This is a genomic window from Thermoflexibacter ruber, assembly GCF_900113045.1.
Taxonomy (GTDB): Bacteria; Bacteroidota; Bacteroidia; order Cytophagales; family Thermoflexibacteraceae; genus Thermoflexibacter; species Thermoflexibacter ruber.
The window spans coordinates 39,881-63,956 of sequence record NZ_FONY01000022.1 but is presented as its reverse complement, the minus strand read 5'-3'; the positions used below and the strand labels follow the sequence as shown (position 1 = coordinate 63,956).

At 37.2% G+C, this 24,076-nt stretch carries 21 protein-coding genes; 9 read left to right on the top strand and 12 right to left on the bottom strand.

Annotated elements, in window-relative coordinates; translation table 11 throughout:
* Positions 1 to 73: 73 nt before the first annotated feature.
* From BM141_RS12980 to BM141_RS12965, 4 genes are all read right to left on the bottom strand, one after another.
* Positions 74 to 346 (bottom strand): cell division protein ZapA, encoded by a 273-nt coding sequence (locus BM141_RS12980; RefSeq protein WP_091546125.1) that lies wholly within the window; start codon positions 344 to 346, stop codon positions 74 to 76.
* A gap of 145 nt (positions 347 to 491) precedes the next feature.
* Positions 492 to 794 (bottom strand): hypothetical protein, encoded by a 303-nt coding sequence (locus tag BM141_RS12975; RefSeq protein WP_143090921.1) that lies wholly within the window; start codon positions 792 to 794, stop codon positions 492 to 494.
* 134 nt (positions 795 to 928) lie between these two features.
* Complete coding sequence (locus BM141_RS12970; protein ID WP_091546120.1) at positions 929 to 1,864, bottom strand: NAD-dependent epimerase/dehydratase family protein; 936 nt, start codon at positions 1,862 to 1,864, stop codon at positions 929 to 931.
* A 7-nt stretch (positions 1,865 to 1,871) separates the two neighbouring features.
* A complete protein-coding gene (locus tag BM141_RS12965; RefSeq protein ID WP_091546117.1) occupies positions 1,872 to 2,972 on the bottom strand; it encodes a DUF6807 domain-containing protein in 1,101 nt (366 codons plus the stop codon).
* A gap of 112 nt (positions 2,973 to 3,084) precedes the next feature.
* Between BM141_RS12965 and pyrE the strand changes: the two genes are divergently transcribed.
* The gene (gene pyrE, locus BM141_RS12960) at positions 3,085 to 3,729 is read left to right on the top strand and encodes an orotate phosphoribosyltransferase (RefSeq protein ID WP_091546114.1); all 645 of its coding nucleotides are present in this window, start codon (positions 3,085 to 3,087) and stop codon (positions 3,727 to 3,729) included.
* On the opposite strand, the gene BM141_RS12955 is transcribed toward pyrE, so the two are convergent.
* Positions 3,726 to 4,040, bottom strand: coding sequence for a rhodanese-like domain-containing protein (locus BM141_RS12955; RefSeq protein WP_091546111.1), 315 nt, complete (start codon positions 4,038 to 4,040; stop codon positions 3,726 to 3,728). The genes pyrE and BM141_RS12955 overlap by 4 nt on opposite strands.
* A gap of 117 nt (positions 4,041 to 4,157) precedes the next feature.
* Between BM141_RS12955 and BM141_RS12950 the strand changes: the two genes are divergently transcribed.
* The 4 genes from BM141_RS12950 to BM141_RS12935 all read left to right on the top strand — a co-directional run bounded on the left by BM141_RS12950 (position 4,158) and on the right by BM141_RS12935 (position 8,641).
* A complete protein-coding gene (locus tag BM141_RS12950; protein WP_091546108.1) occupies positions 4,158 to 5,204 on the top strand; it encodes an FAD:protein FMN transferase in 1,047 nt (348 codons plus the stop codon).
* A 66-nt stretch (positions 5,205 to 5,270) separates the two neighbouring features.
* Positions 5,271 to 6,959, top strand: coding sequence for a DNA polymerase/3'-5' exonuclease PolX (locus tag BM141_RS12945; protein WP_091546103.1), 1,689 nt, complete (start codon positions 5,271 to 5,273; stop codon positions 6,957 to 6,959).
* Between the two features lie 105 nt (positions 6,960 to 7,064).
* Positions 7,065 to 7,853 (top strand): cysteine hydrolase family protein, encoded by a 789-nt coding sequence (locus BM141_RS12940; protein WP_091546098.1) that lies wholly within the window; start codon positions 7,065 to 7,067, stop codon positions 7,851 to 7,853.
* A gap of 23 nt (positions 7,854 to 7,876) precedes the next feature.
* Positions 7,877 to 8,641, top strand: a complete 765-nt coding sequence (locus tag BM141_RS12935; protein ID WP_091546093.1) for an SDR family NAD(P)-dependent oxidoreductase — start codon at positions 7,877 to 7,879, stop codon at positions 8,639 to 8,641.
* 5 nt (positions 8,642 to 8,646) lie between these two features.
* Here BM141_RS12935 and BM141_RS12930 read toward each other — a convergent pair whose 3' ends face one another.
* The 3 genes from BM141_RS12930 to BM141_RS12920 all read right to left on the bottom strand — a co-directional run bounded on the left by BM141_RS12930 (position 8,647) and on the right by BM141_RS12920 (position 10,689).
* Positions 8,647 to 9,558, bottom strand: a complete 912-nt coding sequence (locus BM141_RS12930) for a magnesium transporter CorA family protein (RefSeq protein WP_177217373.1) — start codon at positions 9,556 to 9,558, stop codon at positions 8,647 to 8,649.
* Positions 9,559 to 9,572: 14 nt separating this feature from the next.
* Entirely contained in the window at positions 9,573 to 9,917 is a 345-nt protein-coding gene (locus tag BM141_RS12925) for a hypothetical protein (RefSeq protein ID WP_091546089.1), read from the bottom strand.
* Between the two features lie 196 nt (positions 9,918 to 10,113).
* The gene (locus BM141_RS12920) at positions 10,114 to 10,689 is read right to left on the bottom strand and encodes an acyl carrier protein phosphodiesterase (protein WP_091546087.1); all 576 of its coding nucleotides are present in this window, start codon (positions 10,687 to 10,689) and stop codon (positions 10,114 to 10,116) included.
* Positions 10,690 to 10,972: 283 nt separating this feature from the next.
* Between BM141_RS12920 and BM141_RS22605 the strand changes: the two genes are divergently transcribed.
* From BM141_RS22605 to BM141_RS12910, 3 genes are read left to right on the top strand one after another with little or no spacing between them, the layout of a single operon-like run.
* Positions 10,973 to 11,203: a hypothetical protein gene (locus BM141_RS22605; RefSeq protein ID WP_143090920.1), complete on the top strand. Its 231-nt coding sequence runs from the start codon at positions 10,973 to 10,975 to the stop codon at positions 11,201 to 11,203.
* 14 nt (positions 11,204 to 11,217) lie between these two features.
* A complete protein-coding gene (locus BM141_RS12915; protein ID WP_091546084.1) occupies positions 11,218 to 12,351 on the top strand; it encodes a DUF4221 family protein in 1,134 nt (377 codons plus the stop codon).
* A 25-nt stretch (positions 12,352 to 12,376) separates the two neighbouring features.
* Positions 12,377 to 12,832: a hypothetical protein gene (locus BM141_RS12910; protein WP_143090919.1), complete on the top strand. Its 456-nt coding sequence runs from the start codon at positions 12,377 to 12,379 to the stop codon at positions 12,830 to 12,832.
* 124 nt (positions 12,833 to 12,956) lie between these two features.
* Here the strand turns inward: BM141_RS12910 and BM141_RS12905 are convergent, their stop codons facing one another.
* Positions 12,957 to 16,625, bottom strand: a complete 3,669-nt coding sequence (locus BM141_RS12905) for an AAA family ATPase (protein WP_091546078.1) — start codon at positions 16,623 to 16,625, stop codon at positions 12,957 to 12,959.
* A 69-nt stretch (positions 16,626 to 16,694) separates the two neighbouring features.
* Here BM141_RS12905 and BM141_RS12900 point away from each other — a divergent pair, with 69 nt between their 5' ends.
* Positions 16,695 to 21,578: an nSTAND1 domain-containing NTPase gene (locus BM141_RS12900; protein ID WP_143090918.1), complete on the top strand. Its 4,884-nt coding sequence runs from the start codon at positions 16,695 to 16,697 to the stop codon at positions 21,576 to 21,578.
* On the opposite strand, the gene BM141_RS12895 is transcribed toward BM141_RS12900, so the two are convergent.
* The 3 genes from BM141_RS12895 to BM141_RS12885 are packed head-to-tail and all read right to left on the bottom strand — an operon-like array spanning position 21,549 to position 24,042.
* Positions 21,549 to 22,277, bottom strand: coding sequence for a VOC family protein (locus BM141_RS12895; RefSeq protein WP_091546072.1), 729 nt, complete (start codon positions 22,275 to 22,277; stop codon positions 21,549 to 21,551). The genes BM141_RS12900 and BM141_RS12895 overlap by 30 nt on opposite strands.
* 7 nt (positions 22,278 to 22,284) lie before the next feature.
* Positions 22,285 to 23,265: a GNAT family N-acetyltransferase gene (locus BM141_RS12890; protein ID WP_091546069.1), complete on the bottom strand. Its 981-nt coding sequence runs from the start codon at positions 23,263 to 23,265 to the stop codon at positions 22,285 to 22,287.
* A gap of 12 nt (positions 23,266 to 23,277) precedes the next feature.
* Positions 23,278 to 24,042 carry an ABC transporter ATP-binding protein gene (locus tag BM141_RS12885; protein ID WP_091546066.1) on the bottom strand — a complete coding sequence of 255 codons (765 nt, stop codon included), beginning with the start codon at positions 24,040 to 24,042 and terminating at the stop codon, positions 23,278 to 23,280.
* Positions 24,043 to 24,076 lie beyond the last annotated feature (34 nt).

Sequence of the window (24,076 nt, the reverse complement as noted above, 5' to 3'; positions counted from 1 at the left end):
AATACAAAAAAAGGACTTAGCAAGCTATGAATAAAAACAAGAAGAAAATAAATAATACAAACACCAAACTGTTTTACAGCGCATTACCAACTAAATCATCTATTACAGCAATTCTTTGAGCAACTTCAGAAAGTAATTTTTCTCCTGTCAGCTTTTCGTAAATACAATCAAATGCTACCATAGAAAGTAGGTCTTGGCGGTCAGGAATTCGCATCAATTCTTTTTTAGTGCGAATGGATTGATTCAATATTTCACTTGCCTGACGAACCAAAGGTGCATCTTCTTCCTCTACTCTGAGTGTATATTCTCGGTCTGCAATATTTATTTTCACAGAAAGAAGACCCATAAACGACTTCTCTATTTTATAGTTTAAGAAATGGGGAATAAAATTACTTAGAAAAACTCAATTGCTTCTTATCGCCACCATGCTACTGTAAACAGTATTTACTTTAAGTTTTTTTAACCACCGCATCACTCTCTATATCAGCAATTTACAAGCTATTACTAAGTTGTGTAATACACTCATCTATTTTTTGAATATACTCATCGATAGCTCGTTTCAACTCTTCTGAACTATGCCCATTGACTTCTAAGCTTTCTACGATTTTATCAATTTTATTGCGATAGTTAAAATCACTTAACTGCTTGTTCTGTGCTTCAATCACGCCTTTCAATTGCTTATTCTCCTCTTTAACTTTGGCAAATGCTTCTTTTACGTGATTGTAGTCCCGCAAGAGTAGTTGAACTTTTTTTTCCAACATTTCCATACGGCTTAACAAGTCCTGTTCTTGCATTTCGTGTTTACTTTTAAATACGGTTTTGATTGCTCACAGCAAATCAGCCTCTTTACCTAATCTCCAAAATTAGATAATTCAGATTTAATATACAAGAAATTTTTATATAATTAGTTTTTCCAACTTCCCATTTTCTATAAAAAATACAATCTGCTATTCAAAATTTTCCTAATGCCTTCTTCTAAAGGGAGTAGCTCTCTATGCAGTAACTGCTTCATTTTCTGAATGTCAGGCTGTCGGCGGGTCATATCTCCCTCAGGCAAAGGGGGGAGGTGTATTATTTGCGACCTCGAGTTAGTAAGTTTGATGATAGCTTTTGCCAAGTCCAAAATAGTAGTAAGTTGGTCATTCCCAATATTGACCACATCATTAATAAAAAGCTCATTTTCAAGAGCATACAAAGTTGCCTCTATATTATCCTCTATGTAGCAAAAAGTACGGGTTTGCAAGCCATCCCCATAGACGGTAATATCCTGATGGTTGAGTGCCGCTTTGATAAACTTAGACATCACAAAATCAGTACTTTGCTTTTCACCATAGGTATTAAAAAAACGCAAAATGGTAAAGTCCAAGCCGTACTCTGCTTGGTAAGAACGGCAAAAACTCTCACCCACATTTTTCACTACTGCATACGGTAAACGAGAATTGAGTGGAGTAGTATGCTCATTTTGAGGGAGTTCTACCGGCTCGCCATATACTTCTGAGGAAGACGAGAAAAAGATGCGTTTTACTCCTGTATTCTTGCATAAATCCAATATATTTTTAAATCCGTCTATATCTTTCAAAACCATGACAGGGTTTTCCAAAGTACGTTTTACCCCAACTACTGCCGCATAGTGAAACACGTAGTCAAACGAAAAAGAAGTCATCACAGGGGCGATGTCATTGTAGTTATTCACATCACATTTGATAAATCTCCAATTTTTATACGTAGCATCAGGTAGTTTTCTCAAATCTCCTGTTAGCAAGTTATCTACTAAAACTACATAGTTATCAGGGTTTTGAATGAGTTTGTCTGCCAAAGAACTTCCTATAAAACCTGCGCCCCCTGTGATTAATATTTTTGTCATTGAATAGTTAGTTTACTGAGTTGCTAAAACTTTCAAATTGTTGATTTAACATTTCATCAGAAAGTCCTGTATTAGAATTAATAAGCATTCTGTACCTGAACGTTACAGTCCCATCTTTGGTAAGAATGTAGCCATAATTTTCTTTGCCTTCGGTAAAAATGCGATGCCCTAAGTTATTGACTGCAAACAAGCCATAGCCTCTGGCGTGCCAAAAAGGAACCCCTGCTATATTTTGCTTGTTATTGAGTATAGCAATTGTGATATTTTCCTGCCCAATTTTTCCTGTAAGTTTTAGCCAGTTGGCTCTTTTCCCCCAAGCCGCTTCGCCTTCTATGCCATTGCTATTCCTATACTTTCCTGTAACGTTTGCATTGAAAATGACAGGTTTAGAGGTTGGTTTCCCATCTTTGTCCAAGGCAAACTCAGGACGCTGCGTAGGGTGCTCCAACTCATGAGCTAAACGCAAAGCAAACATGCCCTCCTTACTATCAAAAAGACGTACATCACCATTAGGCGCATGAAGCCTTACAGTTCTGTCAAAATACCAAGTGTTGCTATCAAGTACACCAAAAGAGAAAAGACTATTTTCTACTAAAAGCGTTACAGAATCATACGTAACCCAGTCCAGCTCTACTTCTAATTCGCCTCGAGTGTCGCTATTGACCAATTTAGTAATTTTCTTGTGCTTGATGATGCCGTATTTCATTTTTTCCTCTTGTGGAATCGCAAAGGAATTGTTCCAAAAGTCTATTTCATTCACACTGCCATAGCTAAACCAATGCCCAACATGATGAGGATGGTCAGTGTACTCAAAAGGTCGGGGAGAAATAGGATATCCTCTGGTAATAACTGTCCCTAAGGGAGTACGAAGCGGGAAAAGTACCGTCTTCAGCAAAGTATCCGTGTACAAATAATTTGTAAAAGGCTTCCCGTCTATGCTTACACTGATGCTTTTGGCAGTGGTATCATGCACAAATTGTACTTTAAATTTTTTTTCCTCTTTGACCTCTACTCCTTGCTGATTTTCTTGGTTTTGGGGTGTTTGGCAGGCAGCAAATATGGCAATGCCCAGCAGAAAAAAAATAATGCTTACCAATGTTTTTTTCATAATTGTACGCTTAACACTATGCTAATTTGCAATCAATTTTATTTCTTTGTAAGTTAAAATAAAATACGAAATTAAAAATTCTATTCAAATAAGCAATTACTATTGAAATATAATGAATCCAGTAGCCAAACAAGTTGCCAATTTGCTGTTAGAAGTAGGAGCAGTCAAGCTAAGTCCTCATGAGCCATTTACTTGGTCATCTGGTTGGTTATCACCTATTTACTGCGACAATCGCCTTACGCTTTCTTTTCCTGCGGTACGGACTTTTATCAAAGAAGAATTGACCAATCTGATAAAAAAACAATTTCCCGAAACGGAAGCCATTGCGGGAGTAGCTACCGCAGGAATCCCACAGGGTGCCTTGGTGGCTGATATGCTGAATTTACCTTTTCTGTATGTTCGTTCTTCTCCCAAAGGACATGGCATGGAAAATCTCATAGAGGGGAAAGTATTGGAAAACCAAAAAGTGGTGGTAATAGAAGACTTGATTTCTACGGGAGGGAGCAGTTTGAAAGTAGTGAAAACACTTAGAGAAGCCCAAGCAGATGTGATTGGTTTAGTAGCTATTTTTAATTATGGATTTGAATTGGCAAAACAAGCCTTTGAGCAAGAGCAAGTTCCTTTTTATACGCTAAGCAACTACTCTGCCTTGCTGGTGGAGGCAGTGGACAAAGACTATATCTCAGAGGAAGACATGGCTTCGCTCCAAGAGTGGCGTATTAGCCCAGACAGTTGGGGAAAAGAAAATACATTCTAATAAGCCACTTCAAAACCAGCATTGGCTAATTCCTCAAAGCCTCCTACATTAAAAACTTTGGGGAAACCTGCTTGCTCTAACAACTCTGCCGCTTTCCCACTACGCGCACCAGAGCGGCAGTAGAGATAATAGGTTTTTGATTTATCTAAATGTTCCATTGCATTTACAAAATCACCGTTGTTCAGGTCATAATTTACTGCTCCCTCTATATAACCTGCCTCTACCTCCAAAGCAGTTCTTACATCTATTAATATCCCTTGGTCTTGTGCCAACATCTCTTTAAATTCTATTGGGTTAAGTCTTTTCGCCATGCTTAATTAATTATTAATTTTTAGTGCAAATATATCATTCTGCAATAGGAAAGCAAATAGAATAGCTATTTTTACTACCTTTGTAATACAAAAATCTAAATCAAAACACTCAAATTTATGTTCAGATACGATAAAAAAAATATTATTTACAGTGCCATATTACTCATCGTCATTATGTTAGTCTGGGTACTAAGAAATCAAAATCAAGTGCCTGATAATCAAACTAATGAAAAATTAGTCATCGTCAATGGAGAAACTATGGGAACAACCTACACCATCAAATACTTAGATGCTCAAGCACGCAACTTTAAAAAAGAAATAGATTCTATCTTAATCGCCTTTAATCAATGTCTTTCTACTTATATCCCTGATTCTGAAATTTCTACATTCAATAATAAGACAGATTCTATCCAATACAAATATCCGTTTTTTTACCCTGTACTCAAAAAAAGCGAAGAAGTTTACCATGCCAGTAATGGGGCTTTTGACCCTACTGTTATGCCCTTGGTCAAGGCATGGGGGTTCGGACCTAACCGCAAAGACCAAATAGAACAACCCAAAATAGATTCTCTATTACAACTTATTGGTTTTCACAATATTGAGTTTAATGAAAAAAGGGTAAAAAAATTAAAAAAGCATGTGCAGTTAGATTTTAATGCCATTGCCCAAGGGTATGGAGTAGATGTCATAGGAGATTTTTTAGAAGAAAACGGTATTGCCAATTTTATGGTAGAAATCGGCGGCGAAGTGCTTTGTAAAGGCAAAAATGAGCAAGGTAAAATTTGGTCTATCGGCATAGAAAACCCGCTCTACGAAGAGAGTGGGGGAAAAAGAATGCAAGCTATTGTGCAGTTAGACAACCAAGCCTTAGTTACCTCAGGCAATTACCGAAAATTTTATGTCAAAGACGGCAAGAAATACGCCCATACCATAGACCCTAAAACAGGCTACCCCGTCCAACACTCTTTGCTCAGTGCTACTGTTTTTGCCAAAGATGCTATCTCTGCTGATGCTTATGCTACCGCTATGATGGTCTTAGGAAAAGAAAAAGCTATTGGGTTAGCCCAAAAGCAAGGATTAGAAATATTTTTGATTTATGAGGAAAATGGTAAAATCCAAACCTATACTTCAGAAAAAATTCAGGCGATGTTTGTAAATCCATAGCGAAGTTCGTAAAATTGACGATGCTTAGCTAAAATAATTTGTAGTTACCTATAATTCCCCAAAGTAATGCTTACTAATGATGATATTGCAGAGGCTTTCAAACTTACCGCCTCCCTTATGGACTTGCATGGAGAAAACCCCTTCAAGGCAAAATCTTACAACAGTGCCGTTTATCAAATAGAAAAATTGGAAATTAACTTAGCAGAAAAAAATAAGGCTGACATCGTTCATGCGGGCATTTCTGAAGGCATGGCAAGCAAAATTGTGGAGTTTGTCCAAAAAGGAACTTTTAGCGAACTGCAACAACTATTGGACAAAACCCCCAAAGGAGTATTGGAAATGCTCTCTATCAAGGGCTTAGGAGGTAAAAAGGTAAAAACCCTATGGGACGAACTCAAGATAGAAAGCATACACGAACTTTTGGAGGCGTGTAATGCAGGCAAAGTCGCACAAATCAAAGGTTTTGGAGAAAAAACACAAGAAGCCATCATCAAAGAAATTTCTTTCCGTACTGCCAATGCAGACAAGATGCTCTATGCCAATGCAGAACCCATTGCGCTTGCGCTGGAGAATGCCTTGAAAAGCGTAGAAGCAGTAGAAAAAGTCAATCTTACAGGGCAGATTCGTAGGCGTTTGGAAATCATAGATGAGATTCAGTTAGTTGTTTCTGCTAAAAATTTTGATACCATTTTTCAATTTTTAAACCAGCACCCTCAACTCATTCCCAATAAAAAAGTAAGCAGTCCTTTTGCTTGGCGTGGATATTGGAAAAACGAGGAAGGTTTGTCCTCTTTGAAGGTAGAAGTCAAATTTTCTACCCTTCAAACTTTTGTTAATCAGGTATTTGTAAATTCTGCGGCTGAGAAACATCTAAGCCAGAAAATTAATGGAAAAAATCTTTTACAAACACTCAAAAATCAACGCTTCGAGTCAGAGGAACAGATTTATCAAGCAGTTCACTTGCCTTACCTCGAACCTGAACTGAGAGAAGGCTTCTTTGAGTTTAAACTCACCTCCTCCCCTACCCTACTGGAAATGAAAGATTTAAAGGGCTGTTTACACAATCATTCTACTTACAGCGACGGCAAAAACTCTTTGTTGCAGATGGCTCAGGCTTGCATAGACATGGGCTTAGCATATTTTGGTATTTGCGACCACTCACAAACTGCTTTTTATGCCAACGGACTTACAGAAGAAAGAGTTATCCAACAGCACGCCGAGATAGAAAAACTAAACCAACAATTAGCTCCTTTTAAAATCCTAAAAGGCATAGAATCAGATATTTTACCTGATGGACGGCTCGACTATCCTGAAGAAATTTTAAAAACCTTTGACTTTATCGTGGCTTCCGTCCACTCAGGGCTTAAAATGGATAAGGAAAAGGCAACTGCTCGTCTCATCAAAGCCATAGAAAATCCATATACTACTATTTTGGGACACCCCACAGGTCGCTTACTATTGCGGCGAGAAGGTTATCCACTTGATTTTGAAAAAATTATAGATGCTTGTGTAGCAAATCATGTAGTCATAGAAATCAATGCTAATCCTTGGCGACTGGACTTAGACTGGCGCTGGGTACACAAGACAATCGAAAAAGGAGCGATGTTAAGTATCAATCCCGATGCACATGAAATTGCAGGATTAAAAGATATGTACTATGGAGTCTTGGTAGCAAGAAAGGGAGGTGCAAGCAAAGAAAACATCTTGAATACCATGAGTTTACAAGAAATTGAAAATTTTTTTTCAAAAGTGTAAAAAAAACACTAACCTTCGTGTATTTTTTACGTTCGTACTATTGAAAATTCTAATAAGCAAAAAAAAGAATTGACAATAGTTGAAACATCTAAACAAATCTAAGAAATGAGAAAGAAAAATGCCATACTAATCATTGATGCTCAATATGATTTTTGCAATCCTGCGGGTTCGCTTTACGTAAATGGTGCCGCAGAAGATATGCAAAGATTGAGTGCCTTCATTGTCCGCAACAAAGAGGCAATAGACCACATTTGCGTAACTTTGGATTTCCACCCTGTTAATGACATTTCACACCCTTCTTTTTGGCAAGATGCAGAAGGCAACTTTCCCCCTCCTTTTACCCAAATTACTTTGGCTGAGGTAAAGGCGGGAAAGTGGACTCCAAGATTTTACCCACAAGAGGCAGTCCAATATTTGACAGATTTGGAAGCACAAGGGCAGTTTCCTCACTTCATCTGGCCAGAACACTGCCTTATAGGCTCAAAGGGGGCTTCGCTTGACGATACCTTACTCGCAGCACTAAGAACTTGGACGCTTGACGGGAAGTGGTACCAAGCAGTTACCAAAGGCACAAATCCCTTGACAGAACACTTCGGTATATTCATGGCACAGATTCCGCTACCCAATGCCCCTGAAACTCAACTAAACCAAGAATTGATAGATACTTTGTCAAGCTATGAAAATGTCTATCTGGCAGGCGAAGCCAAATCGCATTGCGTAGCGACAAGTTTGCGTCAAGCAATGGAATACGCACCGCATTTGGCAAGTAAAATGATTGTATTAGAAGATTGTATGTCTGACGTAAAAGGTTTAGCACACTTAGGTACACCTATTTATGAGGAAGCCCAAAAGAGGGGGATTCGCTTTGCTAAGTCCTCAGAACCAATAGTTTAAAGAGTAATTTTAGGTAATTAAGCATGAATCAACAAAGAAAAGTAGCCATCGTTACAGGAGCAGGACAGGGCATAGGTTTAGAGATTGCTATGCAATTAGCTAAGTCAGGAGTAAATATTTTGCTCAATGATGTTGATGAGCAGTTGGCGAGCCGTGCCGCAAGAGAAATTCAAGCCCAAACTGATGCTTCCTGTCTTGCTTTTGCTGGTGATTGTAGTGAGGTAGCCTTGATAAACCAAATGGTGGCTATGGCGGTGGCTGATTTGGGCAGCGTGGATATAGTGATTGCCAATGCAGGAATTACTTTATTTGGAGATTTTCTTTCTTACACTCCTGAAGCATTTCATAGGGTCATGCAGGTAAACTTGGCGGGAACTTTTTTTCTTGCCCAAACTGCCGCTAAGCAAATGATAAAGCAAGGGAAAGGGGGAGCTTTGTTATTTATGTCCTCTGTTACAGGGCATCAGGCTCACAAGCACTTGGCAGCGTATAGCATGAGCAAGGCGGCTTTGGAAATGTTGGCGAAAAATTTGGTCATAGAACTCTCTGAATATCAAATCAGAGTAAACTGCATAGCTCCAGGAGCTACACTGACTGAGAGAACGATGGGGGATACAAGTTATGAAAAAGTTTGGTCTAAGATTACTCCGCTTGGTCGCCCTGCCGTAGTGGAAGACATAGCCCAAGCGGCTGTGTTTTTAGTTTCTGACAGAGCCAAGCACATTACAGGGCAAAGTCTTATCATAGACGGTGGTTGGACAAGTGTAAGCCCTTCGCCTTATGAATAAGAAAATTAACTTAACCAGCCCTTGCTTTTGAACCAAAAATAAATGCCTACACAGATGACCAACATCACAAGCCAAACGGCTGAGTAGCCCCAAACTGATTCTAACTCAGGCATATACTTAAAGTTCATTCCATAAATACCTACAATAAACGTCAGAGGAAGGAAGAATACAGATAAAATCGTAAGTACTTTCATCACCTCATTGGTGCGATGAGAAGCCAAAGAAAGGTGAATATTGAGCAAGTTATTAGTATCTTCGTAAAGTTGGTCAGAGTAATATTGAAGTTTTTCGCCTGTTTCCAGTACGTCCTTAAAATAACTAACTAACATCTCATTGCCTACCATTTGTTTTTTGAGTAATTCATTGAACAAGAAAAGCATCTTTTTGTAAATAGAGGCTTTGCGACGAAGCAGGTAGAGTTTCTCGATGATGGTCGCAGGCTCGTTATTATCAAAAATAGCCTCCTCGTATCTTTCTACAAGTTCCATAGCATCTTTGATAGGAATTTCATAGGTATTCATCGCAGCAGCATAAAGGTCAGTAGAAATTTTGAGTGCAAGGTTATCTTCATCTTTCCTTGATACTCGCCATTTGTTGCGAACTACTCGCAAATACTCATGGTCTTTGCGATGAATAGTTACTAAAAAATCTTTTCCTATAAAAAAGGCAATTTTATTGGTCAATTTCTGCACAGTATCGCCGTCTTTACTTGCGCCTAAATCATACGCCCTAAGTACCATAAAAGCGACCTCGTCAATAACTTCGTACTTAGGCAGATGCTCTGGTTCTAAACAATCATGCACAGAAGCAGAGTGAAGATTGTACTGAACGGCTATTTGAGCTAATTCTCGGATAGAGGGGTTTACCAAACTTACCCATTCAAAACCAGTATTACTTTTTAAAACAATTTCTGTCACGATTTGGACTGAGTTTATGATTTTTGCTTATTTTTAAATTGTCTTTCCATGAGGATTTTAGCTATCTCATTTCCCCCTTCTGCAAGTTTTTGAATTTCATTATTTTGAGGAGGCAGCTGCTGAAGTGGTGCATTTTGAGCTTCTCCTAAGGTAACTATGGTTTCTATATTTTCTATGCGCTTTTTCAAATCTGCATTTTCCTTAGACAAAGCTTTTACTACTTGTATCAACTCTACATCGGTTTGTTTTGCTCTGTCGAGCTTTTCCAACTCCATTTTCTTAATTTTGATAAGCGCACTACTCAAGATAGCTACGATAGGAATAGAGGAAAGTATGCCAATGACGAAAACAGGCTCCATAACTTTTAAGTTTAGTAAGTAAAAAAATAGTAAGTTTTTATAAAAATTGACTACCTCTCATCAATAAGTCATCTTCAACAAATTTAGGTATGATTTTCTTATGCGATACTCATATTACTTCATACCAAGCCCAAAGTTACAAATTTGTTTTAAAAAGTGCAGATTATTTTCTTAAAATGTGTTATATCCCAACTGCTTACTTGTTTTCCGCTACAAAGTCAATCAACAAGGGAAAAAATGTATAAAATTCTTCTTTAAACTCCTCATAATACATCAAAAGGCTTTCAGAGGCTATTTCCATACCAGAGGAAAAAGGGGTACGGTGCGACATTCCCGTCAAAACTTTGTGTATGCCCTCTATGCGAGTATATGCCTCAAAAATTTGATTTTTGAGCATGTATTGGAAAAAATACAAGGATTTTTGGGGAAGTAGCGTCTGATACTTAAAAATAATTTGATGTATTTGTTGGCTGTACGACGACAAGTCCTCATGGTGAAAACTTGACCAATTCGCCGCCAAAAAGTGGTCATAAAAAATATCTACTATCACGCCTGCATAGTGTCTATGTTTATCTCTTAGTCTTGCTTTGCTTTGTTTGACAATCTCATGCTGGTCTGTGAAATCATCTATCTGCCTGTGCAATAAAATCCCCTTTGCTATGCTTTCGCTGTACTGCAAAAACTGCTTGCCTTTGACATGGTCAGCAATAAAATTGCCAATGAGTATCTCCTCCTCCTCGCCAGAAAGGTAAGCATGTGCTAAAAAATTCATGTCAAATGTTGCTGTTAAGCAGGTTTTGTTGGTAAAAAATATCAACTAACTATTTTGTAAACAAAAAACTCAAAATATATCATTACTTTTTTGTATAATTTATTTTAAAATTTTACATTTATATTCATATTAAAAAGGAGTCAAACTTACTTCAATTATATTAGAATAATAGAGTTCTACTCTTTTTTTCTACTCTTTCTTTCTACTCTTTTTTTCTACTCTTTCTTTCTACTCTTTCTTTCTACTCTTTCTTTATTTTATTTAACTTAAATTTTTAATTATTATGAAAAAGAAAGTTTTAATCCTATTTCTATTGTCTTTGTTTGTATGGCTTTGTAATGCGAGTAGTCCTGAGATTTATGCGCAAGAAACACTTCCACCTTCCTATCCTCCGTCTATCCCGTCTTGTTACGAGCTTAGTGCCTGTGCTGTTATCAACCCGAAAGGACAGTCTTGGTGTGCGACAGAAGGTACTGGTTGTCCTTGCTACGGTACTCCTTGTGACTGTTCCTAAATTTTTCAAATCTTATGCATGTATTTAGACTTAGTGTGATACTGTTGATAGTTCTTGGTTGCACAGGCTCTTCGCAATTTCCAAGCACAGATGTTTATACTTTAAAGCAGTATAAACAGTTGATTATTAATGATACTTTACTAAGCAACGCTTCTTACTGCATACAAGAAGTAGAAGATAAAGGAAGGAGTTATCTTATGTTTTCTAAACAACTTAAACTTATCTTGTATGATATAACAAGCAATAAGGTAATTAGTACTATTTCTCTACCTAAGGACAAAAACCTAAAGCCTAATACTTTTAGTTGTGTATTCATCAATCCAGACTCTATCTATGTTATTCCTTTTATGCATCAAAAAGTAAATAGTATATTACTTATTGATAGTCAGGGAAATCTAAAAAGAGAAATAACTTCTCACAAGGTAAATAACTTCAATCAAGCACAAATTTCTTGTATATTCTGTAATGGTAATTTGCCTATGTACTATCAGCATCAGCTATTTTTACCCAATAGGAGTACGTATTCTGCTACTACAACACAGTACTATGATATGCTGCATGCTTTTCAGATAAAAATAGATTTGCAAACAGGAGAATATAAATTAATGGAAGGAAAATATCCTGATGATTATAGAGGAAAATTGTGGAATAGAGAATATTTTGCTGATGTGGACAGAGAAGGAAGATTGATAATGTCCTTTGCGTCCTCATCAAAATTGGTGGTAAAAGATATAAAAAGTGGTCAAGAAAAATTAATTGACGCTCATAGTAAGTTTTTTGATAAAGTAAAGCCATTGGATTCTTGGGAAGATTGGGAAGTAAAGAAAACTTATCATCTCCAAGAAGCGTACTACCAATTTGTAGTTCATGATAAATATCGTCAGTTGTATTATAGGTTTGCCTTTCTTCCAATAAACTGGGGAGATAAGCAAAAAAAAGAAGACTATGATAAGCCTTTTTCTATCATTATCCTCGATAAAGATTTTCGGATAGTAGGTGAAACAAAGTTTAAAGATAGTAGCTACGTGAATGGCGCATTTTTCATAGGTAAAGCAGGACTGTATCTCTTAGATAGAAAAACTTTCTTAGGAGAATCTTCTGAGAAAGGCATTTATTCATTTCATATTTTCCGATTAGAAAAACGCTAACTATAAAACCCTAAAAAATAATCTTATGAAAAAAGTATTTGTTTTAATTTCAATTTTGTCCGCATTATTATTGTCTTGTAACAAGATAGATGTCAGTGAACAAACCTTAGTAGCATCACAAGATTTTACTAATCAAGCTATTATGCCTGAGCGCTTTACCCAATTCGGTTCTGGACTACTTGCTAAGCATAACAAGCATAGCTCTATACTTCCCTTAGAAACAGAAGGGATATATACCATTCGCATGGGTAGTTCTAATGGAGAATTTGAGAATGTTTTTGCAAACTTGTATAATCAACATGGAGAGTTGGTAGCATCTAACTATGCCAAAACTGCTAAAGGTACAGTAAAATTTCATGATGCTTGGATATATCGCTGTGCAGAAGCTGGCAATTTCAAATTAGTCTTGGATACAAGAAAGTCTGAAGCAGATATAAATTATGCTTTAGGTGTAATCAAACCTAAGCAAGTGCTGGATTAAATTAACTCTTTAGAGATACATACTGTTCTCCTTGTTCATAAGACCAACGAGAACAGTATTGTTAAAGCGATTTTAAGAAAACAATATGGTAGTTTGGCAGCATTGCAAGTTGCAAATCATACTCTTAACCTACTATCCGTATCTCACTTACCCCATTGCCTTTGGGCTGTACTTGGATTTGAGTAGTAATCCTGTTTTTGAGTTCTTCTACGTGGGAAATGATGCCAATTTGTTTTCCCCCTAACTGCAAGTTTTCCAAAGTATTAATCGTATCGGCTAAGGTATCGGGGTCAAGCGTACCAAAGCCTTCATCTATAAACAAAGAGCGAATCTGCGTCTGTCTGCCCGCCGTAGCCAAGTCAGAAAGTCCTAACGCCAAAGCTAAACTTACCAAGAAAGTTTCTCCGCCAGACAACGTATTGATAGAGCGAATGTTATCTGCTTGGTCTTTGTCGACTATTTCCATGTCTAATTCTGCTTTATCTTTTTTTCTTAGGTGGTAGCGTGGGTTTATTTTCTCTAAGTGCTTGTTTGCCAATGCAATCAAATGAGCAAGCGTAAGACTTTGGGCAAAGGCACGCAACTCATTGGTCGTTTTTGAGCCTATGATGTCGACCAAAGTTTTCCAGCGTTGGTATTCCTTGCGTTGTTTGTCAATCTCTTTGCGTTTCTCACTGAATTGTTTTTCTAAATTTTCATTTTCTCGAAGTCTAAAACTCTGCTCATTGATATTTTCGTTTAAAATTCTTAACTCGCTTTTGTACTTTTCTAAGTTAGCTATTAAAACTTCCAAAGTTTCATAGCTGATGCCTGCTGAACTACTCAATTTTTGGAGGTTTTCCTTTGTCATTTTGATATTGGTTTCACATTGTACCAACTTATTACCCAATTCTTCTTTTAGCTTACGAATCTGAACTACTGCTTCATTAGAAAGCAGTGATTGTTTGAGTAATTCAATATTCTCAAAATCAGGGAGTATTCTTTTTTGGAGTTGGTCTGTCTTATGAGCTAAAGTTTGTCGATTTTCTTGTAAGCGATTTTTTACTTGGGCAATGCTACTTTTCAAAATCTCTACCTCTTGTTGCACATTGGTAAGAGCAGTTTTCAAATTTTCTAATCTATGCTGCTCATTTTTAATTGTTTGTGTAATTCTTATTTTTTCTTCTTGGGTATTTTTTTCTCCAAAAATTGCCTTGCGATTGCTTTGCAAATCTTTTAGCTCATTTTGCATTTTTTCTTGTTCTCTTTGGAGGTTTTTCAACTGTTTTTCCATTTCTATAACAGTAGCCGTAGTTTGTCCTTCCTCACCTTGCAATTTATTAATCTTATCTAAAATAATCTTTTCATTATCAATGTTTTGCTGATAGCTATTTACCCTCTCTTCCAATTTTCTGAGCCAAGTTGCTTTGTCCTTTTCCAAAGGAATAGCCTCCTTGTACTTTTTCAAAAGGTCTAAGAGTGCCTCTTTTTCTTTTTTTCCTTTGTCTAAAATCTGCGAACCTTCCTGCTCTAATTGCTGGCGTTCTTTTTCGTAATTAGCTAAGTCAGTATTTATTTTAGTTAGCTCTATTTCAAGTTTTTGGATTTTACTTTTCCAGCTTTCTTCTTCTTTTCCTAAGTGTTCTATTTCTTTTTGCTTTTCTTTCAGAAGCATATTTTGCTTTTCAAGAGTTTGTAGGTGTTTTTCTTTCTCCTCCCACTGATTGCGAACTTGATTGCTTTCATGAATTGCAATTTGTGAGGAGAGTGTAGCAGAAAGTTCAGTAAATTGCTTTTGTAATTCTTGGATTTTTATTTGATTATCCGCTAATTCTTGTGTTTGTTTATTGAGTGTAACTTCTAAGCCTTTTGCCTCGACTTCTGCCTTTTTTATTTTTTCATTTGTCCTGTCCAACTCGTTTTGATATGCTCTCCAAGTTTGCTCTTTGGCTTTGGTATCTGCTTGATAATGAGCAAAGGGGTGATGAGTTGCTCCGCAAAGTGGACAAGGTTCACCTTTTCTAAGTGTCTGCCTTACTTGCTTATAACTTTGTATCAGTTGCTCTTTTTCATAGAGTTCCCTTGCCAAATCCAATTTTTCTTGAAGATGTATTTTTTCTTCTTTGAGAGTTGCTAAAAAAACAGCTACTCTTTTTTCATCATTACTATTTTTAAAAATATCTTCTCTTAGCAATCTTATCACTTCTGTTAATTTCTCGAATTCCAAAGAAATATCAGCTATTTGCTTGTACTTACTTAGATTAGACAAAAGCTGATTGTAAGCCTTTTCTACTTCTTGTATTTCTCTGCCTTGTAAAACTGTTTCTTTTTCTGCGTGTACTTGTGTAGTTTTCTGGACAATTTCTGCTACTTCCTTTTGGTATTTTTCTAAGATTTCTCTTTGTTTTTTCTGTTCTTCATGTACCTTTTTAGTGCTATCTTCATTTTCTTTTTTCCTTTGTGAGTTTTTGTCTATTTCTTTTTTCAACTCAAAAAGATAGTCTAACTTTTGTCTGATGACACCTAAATCTTGGACAAGTAATTTATCTTGGTGATTTTCAAAAATATACTGCTGTATTTTGGCTAAGTTTTCTTTTTCACTTTCTATGACTTGCATTATGTGTTGCTTTTTCTGATAGGCAAGATTTATTTCTTTTCCCTGTTCGCCTATTTGCTTGCGAGTGGCATCTAAGTTTTTATTCATTTCGCTTATCTGGAAATCCAACTTTTCTGCTTGCTCTATCTTAGGAAATTCGGCATTCTGCTCCTGCTCTGCTTTGGCTAAGTTTTCTTTTATCTGATTGAACTCTTGTTGCTTTTTTTTGATTTCTATTTCTTTTATAGGGAGTTGTGATTGTTCTTTATCTAATTTTTCCTGTTCTGTTTGCACTAAATTAGAAAGCGTTTCTATTTCGCTGAGTTCCCCTTTGAAGTGAGCTGCCTTTTCGTGCCTTAGCAATTTTTCAAAATCATTTTTTGCATTTTCTTGTTGTAGCATAACTTGCTGATAAGTTTGCTCAAAATCAGCTAATTGTTTATTTAACTCTTGAATTTCTTTGGCTTTTTTGATTTGCTCATTGGTAAGTGCTATTACTTGGTCTAATTTTTCTTTTTCTTTCTGATTTTCAACAAGTTGGCTTTTGATAGCTGTTTTCTGTTCTTCTGAAAGCAACTTACTTTCATCTATTTGGCTTTCTAAAAGTTCTAATTTTTTTTTCTCCTCAAATCGCCTTTCATCAGCTCGTTTGGAAAGCTGGGAGTAGATTTCTGTCCCTGTGATTTTTTCTAAGAGTTCTCCCCTGCTTTTTTCATCGGCTTTGAGAAAAGCAGAAAAATCACCTTGTGCCAGCATAACAGAACGCAAAAAACGCTGATAATCCAAGCCCGTAAGTTGCTCAACTTTTTCCTTTACTTCTTTGAGTTTGTTTGCTTCTAAGATAGTTCCTCCCATCTCTGCCAATTCCATTTTCTCTGCATATTCTATTTCTCCACTTTTCTTTACTTTTCTAAGGAGTAGCCACTTAGAAGTATAAATTTTATTTCGTACTTCAAAATGGACTTCTGAAAAGCAATCGGCTGCCCCTCTGCTTAATATCTCATTTGCCTTGTCTTTCCCAAAGCGAGGCGCAACCCCATAAAGTGCCAAAGTAATGGCATCTAAAATGGTACTTTTCCCAGCTCCTGTTGCTCCTGTAATGGCAAAAAGTCCAGCCTCTTTCAGTGGAGAGGCTTGGAAGTTTATTTCAAAAAAATCGCCTTGCTTGTCTTTACGGAGAGAGTTCAGATTTTTGAAACGGAGTGCTAAAATTTTCATTTTTAGATATTTACAATCAATTTTCTTTTTTACAGTAAAAATAATGAAAATATATGAAAAAGCTAATCAATGTTTTACAAAATAATGTATATTGCTGGTTCATTGTTATTGGGTATAGAGGGAATAATTCACAAGGAGATGAAACCAATTATCTTTCTGGCTTTTGCAAATGACAAGGTCGACAATGCGCGTTACCTCAGGAACTTGCCTTGGGAACTTGACGGTATCCGAAAGGTACTCCAACCTGCTGTCAAAGAGGGACTTTGCGAAGTCATAGAAAGAGCCAATGTAAGCATAGAGCAAATTTTTGACATTTTCCAAACCTACAAGGAACAAATTGCAATTTTCCACTATGGCGGTCATGCAGACGGCTATCAGTTGTTATTAGAGTCCTCAAATCTGGCAAGTTTTGAAAACCTGCCAGATTTTAATGCAAACAAGGTTGCTCATGGCGAAGGTTTAGTTTCTTTTTTTGCAAGGCAGAAAGGATTAAAGTTGGTATTTTTCAATGGGTGTAGCACCCAGCAACAGTCTTTGGAGTTGGTCAAAGCGGGTATCCCTGCTGTCATAGGCACGAGTAACTCTATCAATGATGATGTAGCTACTACTTTGTCTATTCGCTTTTACTCTGGGCTTGCCAAAGGAGCGAGTTTGGAAAAAGCATGGCTTGAGGCAACTGACGAGGTAAAAATGAAGGAAGGTACAGCCAACTTGCGAGGACTATACCGCAAAAGCCAAACAGAAACTGCTCCAGACCGCTTCCCTTGGGAGATTTACTTTCGCGAAGGAGCAGAAAAAGTCAAAGAATGGAACTTGCCAGAGGAGGTGGACAATCCACTTTTTGGCTTGCCGCCAATTCCCCCAACTTTTGCCCTGCCCGAGTCCCCTTTTTTGTTTTTAAAACGCTATGAACGCCCTCATGCAGAACTATTTTTTGGTAGGTCATTCTATGTCAGAGATTTATACAATAAGATTATCGATACACAAGCTCCACCTGTCATTTTGCTCTACGGGCAGTCGGGAACGGGCAAGTCCTCTTTGTTTGATGCAGGGCTAAATCCACGTTTGGAAAATTCGCATCAGGTAGTCTATCTCCGCCGAAATCAAAACTTGGGCTTGATAGGCACATTGGCGGAAGGTTTGGTTTTACAAAATCAAATCCCTGCTAAAGAGCATAAATACATAGAAGAAAATAATAAAAAAGGAGCGGAAGACAAACGCCTTCTTCTGTTAGAAAATCTTAAAAATCAGTTGCTTACACTTGCAGAAAGCGAGAAAATAAACCTCTCGGCTACCATTGAAACTTTGGAAAGAGAACTTTCTTCTTCTTTTTCTGAGGGAAAAAAATATCAGATAGACAAAAATTTTGATACTTCTAAAAAATTTGATGCGGCGATAGAGCAGAGATTTCTTGCCCAAGTAGGCGAAACGCCTTTTTTACCTTTACTCAAAGCATGGCACGAAGCTGAAACTCATTTTCAAAAGCCGCTATTGGTGATTTTAGACCAAGCAGAAGAACTTTTTACCAGACCTAATAAGCAGATAAGTAATGAGTTAGATGATTTAGCCCAATGTTTAAAAGTTATTTTTAACTTTCCTGTTTTTGCGCCACAAGGCAAGCTAATTTTAGGGTATCGCAAGGAATATCACCCTGAGTTTGAGGAAAGTTTTAAAGAGTATGCCATTCCACGGGCTAAGGTTTTTTTAGAGCCACTTTCTCGCAAAGATATTTTGGATATTTTCAAAGGGCTTACAGACACACCTACACTGAAAAAAAGATACAATTTACAGGTGGACAAGAACTTACCTGTCATTATCGCAGATGACCTACTCGAGGATAAGGACTCGCCTGTTGCACCTGTGTTGCAGATTTTGCTTACCAAAATGTGGGACAGGGTACGGGATAAACAAAATCCTACTTTTACCGTAGAATTATACCAAAATCTGAAAAGAGAGGGTTTTTTATTAGATGATTTCTTCCGTCAGCAAAGTAAAAAATTGGCAGAGTGGAATCCAGAATTGGAAAGTTCGGGCTTACCCTTAGACATTTTGTTCTTTCACACTACGCATTTAGGAACGGCGGGAAGTAGAAGTTTGGAGGAAATACGAAAACACTATGCCCATATCCCCGAGAAGGCAGAACTTTTGCTCTACAAACTCAAAGACTTGTATCTTTTGGTAGAAGCGGGAGATAATCGGACTAACCTTACTCACGACACGCTTGCCCCTTTGGTGAAAAATGAATTTAGAAAATCAGAAAGAGCAGGGCAAAGAGCAAGTCGTATTTTGGAAAACCAACTTAGTGATTTTCTTATAGATAGCAAATATGTCTTAGATGAGTTGGAGGTCGAGATTGTGGAAAAAGGCAAGGAAGGCATGAGGGTCTGGACGGAGAATGAAGAAAAATTTGTAGCCGCCAGCCAAGAGGTTCGTTTAGAGAAAGAAAAAGCAAGGCGCAGACGCAGAAGGTATGCTATTGCAGCACTTTCCATGATTTTGATTACAGCTTTGTTTTCTTTGTACCAATGGAATCGGTCAGTAAAAAGTGCGGATTCTGCCAAAATGAAAGAGCTGATGCTTCTTTCTGCCCAAAATGTAAACTCGGAAATAGACTCTGTGAAAGACTTGGCGATACGCTTGGCAGAGCAGGCGGCAACTTTTGCCGAGCAGGTAGAAAATAAAGAAAAAAGCGAGGTTTTTGATAATTTTAGAAAAGTCAGCGAAAGTTATCGTACTCATAAGGCAGAGGGCAAGTTTTGGCTACCTCCTTACCAAGAAATTCGCTATCGGGAGCTGCCTTTTGATGCACGATTTAGCCAAAATAAAATGAATGACGCCGCTTTTTTAGCTTTTCGCAGAAGCAGTGCAGAGTTTGGGGAATTAGCAGAAGAATTACCTGATTTCCCCCAAGAAATTTTTGACTATACCAATCAAGTAATTTACAAAAATACACTTGACCATAAGCAGTTAGTGATATGGATTAAAAATCATTCTTTCCGAGTGTATCCATATAAGAGAGGAGAAGCCAGCCAGCTTTTCAAGGCGGATAGTAGTTGGACTGATTTTTTAGCGGTGGACAGCACTAATTGGTTTGTAATAGACACAGCCTACCAAATCAAAGCCTTTTCTCCAAGAAAACGCTCTGCTGAGTCGGTGCTAACTTTGCCTAAAGACTCTGTATCTGGCGCATATAAGTTTCAGTTTCTTTCCTATCAAAATAATGCTTTGTTTATTTGGTATGCCAATAAACTTTTAAAACTAAGTTCCAAAAAATCAAATCCTAACTCCTCAAGTTGGGAAAATGTAAGTGTAGATACCTTGGCAGAAGTAACAGACGATAATCCTTCTTCTTCAGATTTTTATACAGTAGCTTACGGCTTGTCATGGTACGGATATAACTCGGCAGAAGTAGCTTTTAACCAAGATTTCAGCAAAATAATCGCCTACACGGATAGAAATGCAGTACTACTTTACAAAGACAAGCAAGATAGTACCTATCGTTTTTTACCTATCAAGGACTTTCTCGCTTATACGGATTATAAAAATAGTATTAGTTTTTCCAAAGACCTTCAATATGTGGGGATTATCAATAGAGATAAGAACTTTAGCTTGTACCGTTTGCAAATCAAAAATGATAAAGTCGTACTTCAAGAGATTTTCAATAGAAGTATCAGGATAGGGGATAGTTTTCTTGGCAAAATTCAGCTTGCTCAAGACAACCATATTCTTGTTCAGGTAGTTGGGCAGACAAGTTATGCAAACCAAGCACTAAGTTCTAATCAAATACGAATTTACGATTTTCAAGGACGCCTTGAAGACATACACTACCTCTCCAGCGAAACCAAGGGTTTCTCATTTTCTAACGATGGGAAATATCTCATGGATTTACAAGAAAATAAAATGATTCTCCGTTTTCCCATTTATCATTTACGAGATTGGCTGGAACGAACCACCGCCCCACAACTTAGCATAAGGCAGAAGATAAAGTATGATATTGCCTCCTTCAAGGAAAAGTGGCAACAATATGATGCTCAAAAGTTTATCTTAGCTCAAATAGTTTCTTTTATGACTATTTTGCTAATCCTGATTAGATATATTCCTGTATGTATTCAACTTTATAAAGAAAAAAGATATTACAAAATATTCATGTATGGCTTAGCCACTTTTATTTTTCTCATTGCCGCCATTTATCGCGAATTTTTTACCGAAATGGAGGAGAACATCATCAATAAATTAGCCGACAACTTCATTATTTTAGCATTTTTCTACTTGTGCTTGATTCTTTTTGAGCAAAAAGAAGAAATCCGAAGCTACGTATTGGAAAAAAAGTGGACTTCCTTAGTTTTGTATGCCGCACCAGAGGTAATTGTCCTGACTATCAACAGTTATGCTATCTATCAGCTCTTTGTCTATGGCAACTTGCAAGACTACGAAATAATAGTTGAAAAAGGATACTTTTATATTTTCTTACCTTTGTTTTATGCTTTTAATGCTTTAGTTTTGTGGACTTTGCATCTATCAGAATCCTCATTTTATCAAAAAAGATATATAAAAACTTTGGGCTTACTATTTTTTGCGTATAGCTATTTATCGTGGTTTCTTACTCAGTACGCTACTCCCGACAGGTTTGACCTTTTTGGGTGGGGAATCGCTGTTTATTTCTTCTTTTGGTTTACTCTGTGGGTAGGTGAAAAGGTATATCGGTACTACGAACCTTTGATAAAGCAGTTGATTAGAGAAAAAAATTGGTTTGTATTAGCTACAAATCTTCTGCCTGAGCTATTGATATTTTGCTTTTTTTCTTTGATACTTTATTACAATTTTACTGAAAAAGGCAATATCCAAGAAAAATGGGTAATGGCTTATGTTTTTTTCTTGAGTTTTGTTTTTCTGCTTTGGATAGTATTAACAGGGAAAAAAGCGTTAGGAAAGATACGAAATAGAAAAACCTAAGTGAACATCACCTTTGCAAACAGCTATCTGCCCTTTTTCTAATTGGAAAACGACTTTTTCCTCATCAGAGTAGGCTATTTGCTTATCTAAAAATTGTTTATAGGACTGCACGGCATTTTCAAAGTTATTTTTAGGAATATAAACACTGAGTTTCTCTATGCCTTTGATGCCGTTTTCATGCTCTAAATTGGCAGGCAGCGGGGAAAATGGTGGCTCATAAGGGGTCATGACAAAAGGCAAATACATAGAGAAAGGCGTAAAAATTTTCCATGTAAGCACCTGTCCGTCAGGCTTTAATCTCTGCATAGAGGTAAGATGGGTAGTTGGGACTTTTCGCTTTTGGACTTCCCAAAAATCTTGCTCGCCTGCGGTAGCCAAGAGGCAAAAATCTATGATGCCCTTTGGAAAAAGCAAGGCTCTTCCTACAAATCTTTGCTGGAAACCTGAGTGAGGGGATTGGCTGTCAGCCTTAAAGTAGCCAATTTGGAAAAGTAGCTTTGTCCACTTTGTTTTCCAACGCTTTCGCACAGCCAATATTTCTATAAAAGTCCCGTTTTTAAAATGAATGAGTGCATTCTCTGTAACACCGTTGTTGTGTTTGCCTCCTTTGCTTACTTTGAAGCCCTCTTTTTGATATTGCTTTATGCCCTCATCGAGGTTTTCAACCAAAAGTACTACGTGGTCAAGTTGTAATGCCATTGTTTTATCAGCTTAAATCTATCTGAAAATGTAAATGCTTGCAAACCTCAGCCCCCCAACTGATTTTCCATTGGAGCAGTCCTTGGTTTACCTTATTGCTTCCATGTTCGTTGGAAATTCCAAAACTAAAGTAGCAAAAATTTTTGTATTTTTCTTTGATGAGATAGTGAAAGAGCAAATCTGTGGCACGTAGTTCTTTGCCTAAGTTATTAGAAGCGACGTATTGACAGTGAGCAACTTGTCTATCTTCAAAAATGGTTGCTCCCGCTAAGATTTCGCCTTGCTGATAGACATTGTACTGCTTGATGTTTTGAGGAAAGCGAGCCGCCAGCAAGCTAATTTCTGAAAGGGTATGTGTAGGGCTTAAACCATACTTATTCTTTAATTGAGGAATGAGCAGTTCGTTCCAAAAGCCTTCAAATTGGGTAAAAGAGGAGTCTTCTATGATTTCCAAAGGAGGGATGGCATGAGAAGCCTTTTTGATGGCTTGCTCTCTTCCATGCCAAAGGTGAATTGGGCTTTGCAAATCTATCACTGCCCCCATATCTTGCTGGCAAAGCCTAATAAGATGCACTAATGTCTGATTGCTAAGTGATAAAGGATAAAATTTCGGTTCAGTAGGTTTACTTTTTTGGTAAAAAAAAGGAATTTCTTTATAAAAAATTTTTTCAAACTCTTTACGTTGATAGTAATGAAAAATTGCTTGAAAAATATTTTGATAGCTTTCTACCGAAGGGGCTACAGCTACTCCCCCGTAGGTCAGTCCTCCATGCGAATAGATAACATTGTCTTTTTCATTGGCAGGAAAAATAGCAAGTAGTTCTTTATCAGCGAAAACCATGACAGAATGGTCTTGGAATCTGTCCGCATGATAGTCCATAAAACTGCGATGAAAAAGGAAGGTAGCATTTTGAGCTATATTGACAAACTCATTCCAAATTTGTTGATAATGAGCATGGTATCTAATCGCTTGCAAGGCTATATTCATGAAATCAATAGCTTAAGCAGAGGAAGGTTCATTTTTAAACCTTCTCATCAATTTATTGGAAAACAAAAACTCATTTAATTCTGGTACATCGGAATCAAATAGCGTTTCGTTGCTTCCCTCCCACTTCTTTTCACCTTGATGCAAGAACATGATGTATTCACCTATCTCCATGACAGAGTTCATGTCATGCGATACAATGATAGTCGTAATATCATATTCTTGAGTGATTTCTTGTATCAAGTTATCTATTCTAATAGAAGTGAGCGGGTCAAGTCCTGAGTTTGGCTCATCACAAAAAAGATAACGCGTAGTTTCTAAGGCAATGGCTCTGGCAATACCCACTCTTTTTTTCATGCCTCCACTTATTTCCGAAGGAGTTTTCTTAGCAGCATTTTCCAAACCAACCCTTTTCAAGCAAAAATGCACCCTGTCCATTTTTGCGTCTAAGGGCATCTGCGTAAGCATATCTAAGGGAAAGCGTACATTTTCCTCCACCGTCTTAGAATCAAAAAGGGCAGAACCTTGAAACAACATGCCTATTTCTTGGCGAATGTCTTTTTTCTCTTCCTTGCTTGCTTTGATAAAATCTCGTTCATCATACAGCACTTTTCCTTCGTCAGGTATCACCAAACCTACTATATTTTTTAGTAATACACTTTTTCCCGTCCCGCTTGCCCCGATAATCATGTTGGTCATGCCTCGCTTAAAAACCCCACTAATGTTTTTCAATACATCTTTGTCCCCAAATTTTTTGCTTACGTTCTTTACTTCTATCATGTTTTATATTTATAGTTTCTGATTTATTATTTTT

Coding starts and splice junctions, on each gene's coding strand:
- BM141_RS12980 (WP_091546125.1), bottom strand. CDS start 346: ATGGGTCTTCTTTCTGTGAAAATAAATATTGCAGACCGAGAATATACA.
- BM141_RS12975 (WP_143090921.1), bottom strand. CDS start 794: ATGCAAGAACAGGACTTGTTAAGCCGTATGGAAATGTTGGAAAAAAAA.
- BM141_RS12970 (WP_091546120.1), bottom strand. CDS start 1,864: ATGACAAAAATATTAATCACAGGGGGCGCAGGTTTTATAGGAAGTTCT.
- BM141_RS12965 (WP_091546117.1), bottom strand. CDS start 2,972: ATGAAAAAAACATTGGTAAGCATTATTTTTTTTCTGCTGGGCATTGCC.
- pyrE (WP_091546114.1), top strand. CDS start 3,085: ATGAATCCAGTAGCCAAACAAGTTGCCAATTTGCTGTTAGAAGTAGGA.
- BM141_RS12955 (WP_091546111.1), bottom strand. CDS start 4,040: ATGGCGAAAAGACTTAACCCAATAGAATTTAAAGAGATGTTGGCACAA.
- BM141_RS12950 (WP_091546108.1), top strand. CDS start 4,158: ATGTTCAGATACGATAAAAAAAATATTATTTACAGTGCCATATTACTC.
- BM141_RS12945 (WP_091546103.1), top strand. CDS start 5,271: ATGCTTACTAATGATGATATTGCAGAGGCTTTCAAACTTACCGCCTCC.
- BM141_RS12940 (WP_091546098.1), top strand. CDS start 7,065: ATGAGAAAGAAAAATGCCATACTAATCATTGATGCTCAATATGATTTT.
- BM141_RS12935 (WP_091546093.1), top strand. CDS start 7,877: ATGAATCAACAAAGAAAAGTAGCCATCGTTACAGGAGCAGGACAGGGC.
- BM141_RS12925 (WP_091546089.1), bottom strand. CDS start 9,917: ATGGAGCCTGTTTTCGTCATTGGCATACTTTCCTCTATTCCTATCGTA.
- BM141_RS12920 (WP_091546087.1), bottom strand. CDS start 10,689: ATGAATTTTTTAGCACATGCTTACCTTTCTGGCGAGGAGGAGGAGATA.
- BM141_RS22605 (WP_143090920.1), top strand. CDS start 10,973: ATGAAAAAGAAAGTTTTAATCCTATTTCTATTGTCTTTGTTTGTATGG.
- BM141_RS12915 (WP_091546084.1), top strand. CDS start 11,218: ATGCATGTATTTAGACTTAGTGTGATACTGTTGATAGTTCTTGGTTGC.
- BM141_RS12910 (WP_143090919.1), top strand. CDS start 12,377: ATGAAAAAAGTATTTGTTTTAATTTCAATTTTGTCCGCATTATTATTG.
- BM141_RS12905 (WP_091546078.1), bottom strand. CDS start 16,625: ATGAAAATTTTAGCACTCCGTTTCAAAAATCTGAACTCTCTCCGTAAA.
- BM141_RS12900 (WP_143090918.1), top strand. CDS start 16,695: ATGTTTTACAAAATAATGTATATTGCTGGTTCATTGTTATTGGGTATA.
- BM141_RS12895 (WP_091546072.1), bottom strand. CDS start 22,277: ATGGCATTACAACTTGACCACGTAGTACTTTTGGTTGAAAACCTCGAT.
- BM141_RS12890 (WP_091546069.1), bottom strand. CDS start 23,265: ATGAATATAGCCTTGCAAGCGATTAGATACCATGCTCATTATCAACAA.
- BM141_RS12885 (WP_091546066.1), bottom strand. CDS start 24,042: ATGATAGAAGTAAAGAACGTAAGCAAAAAATTTGGGGACAAAGATGTA.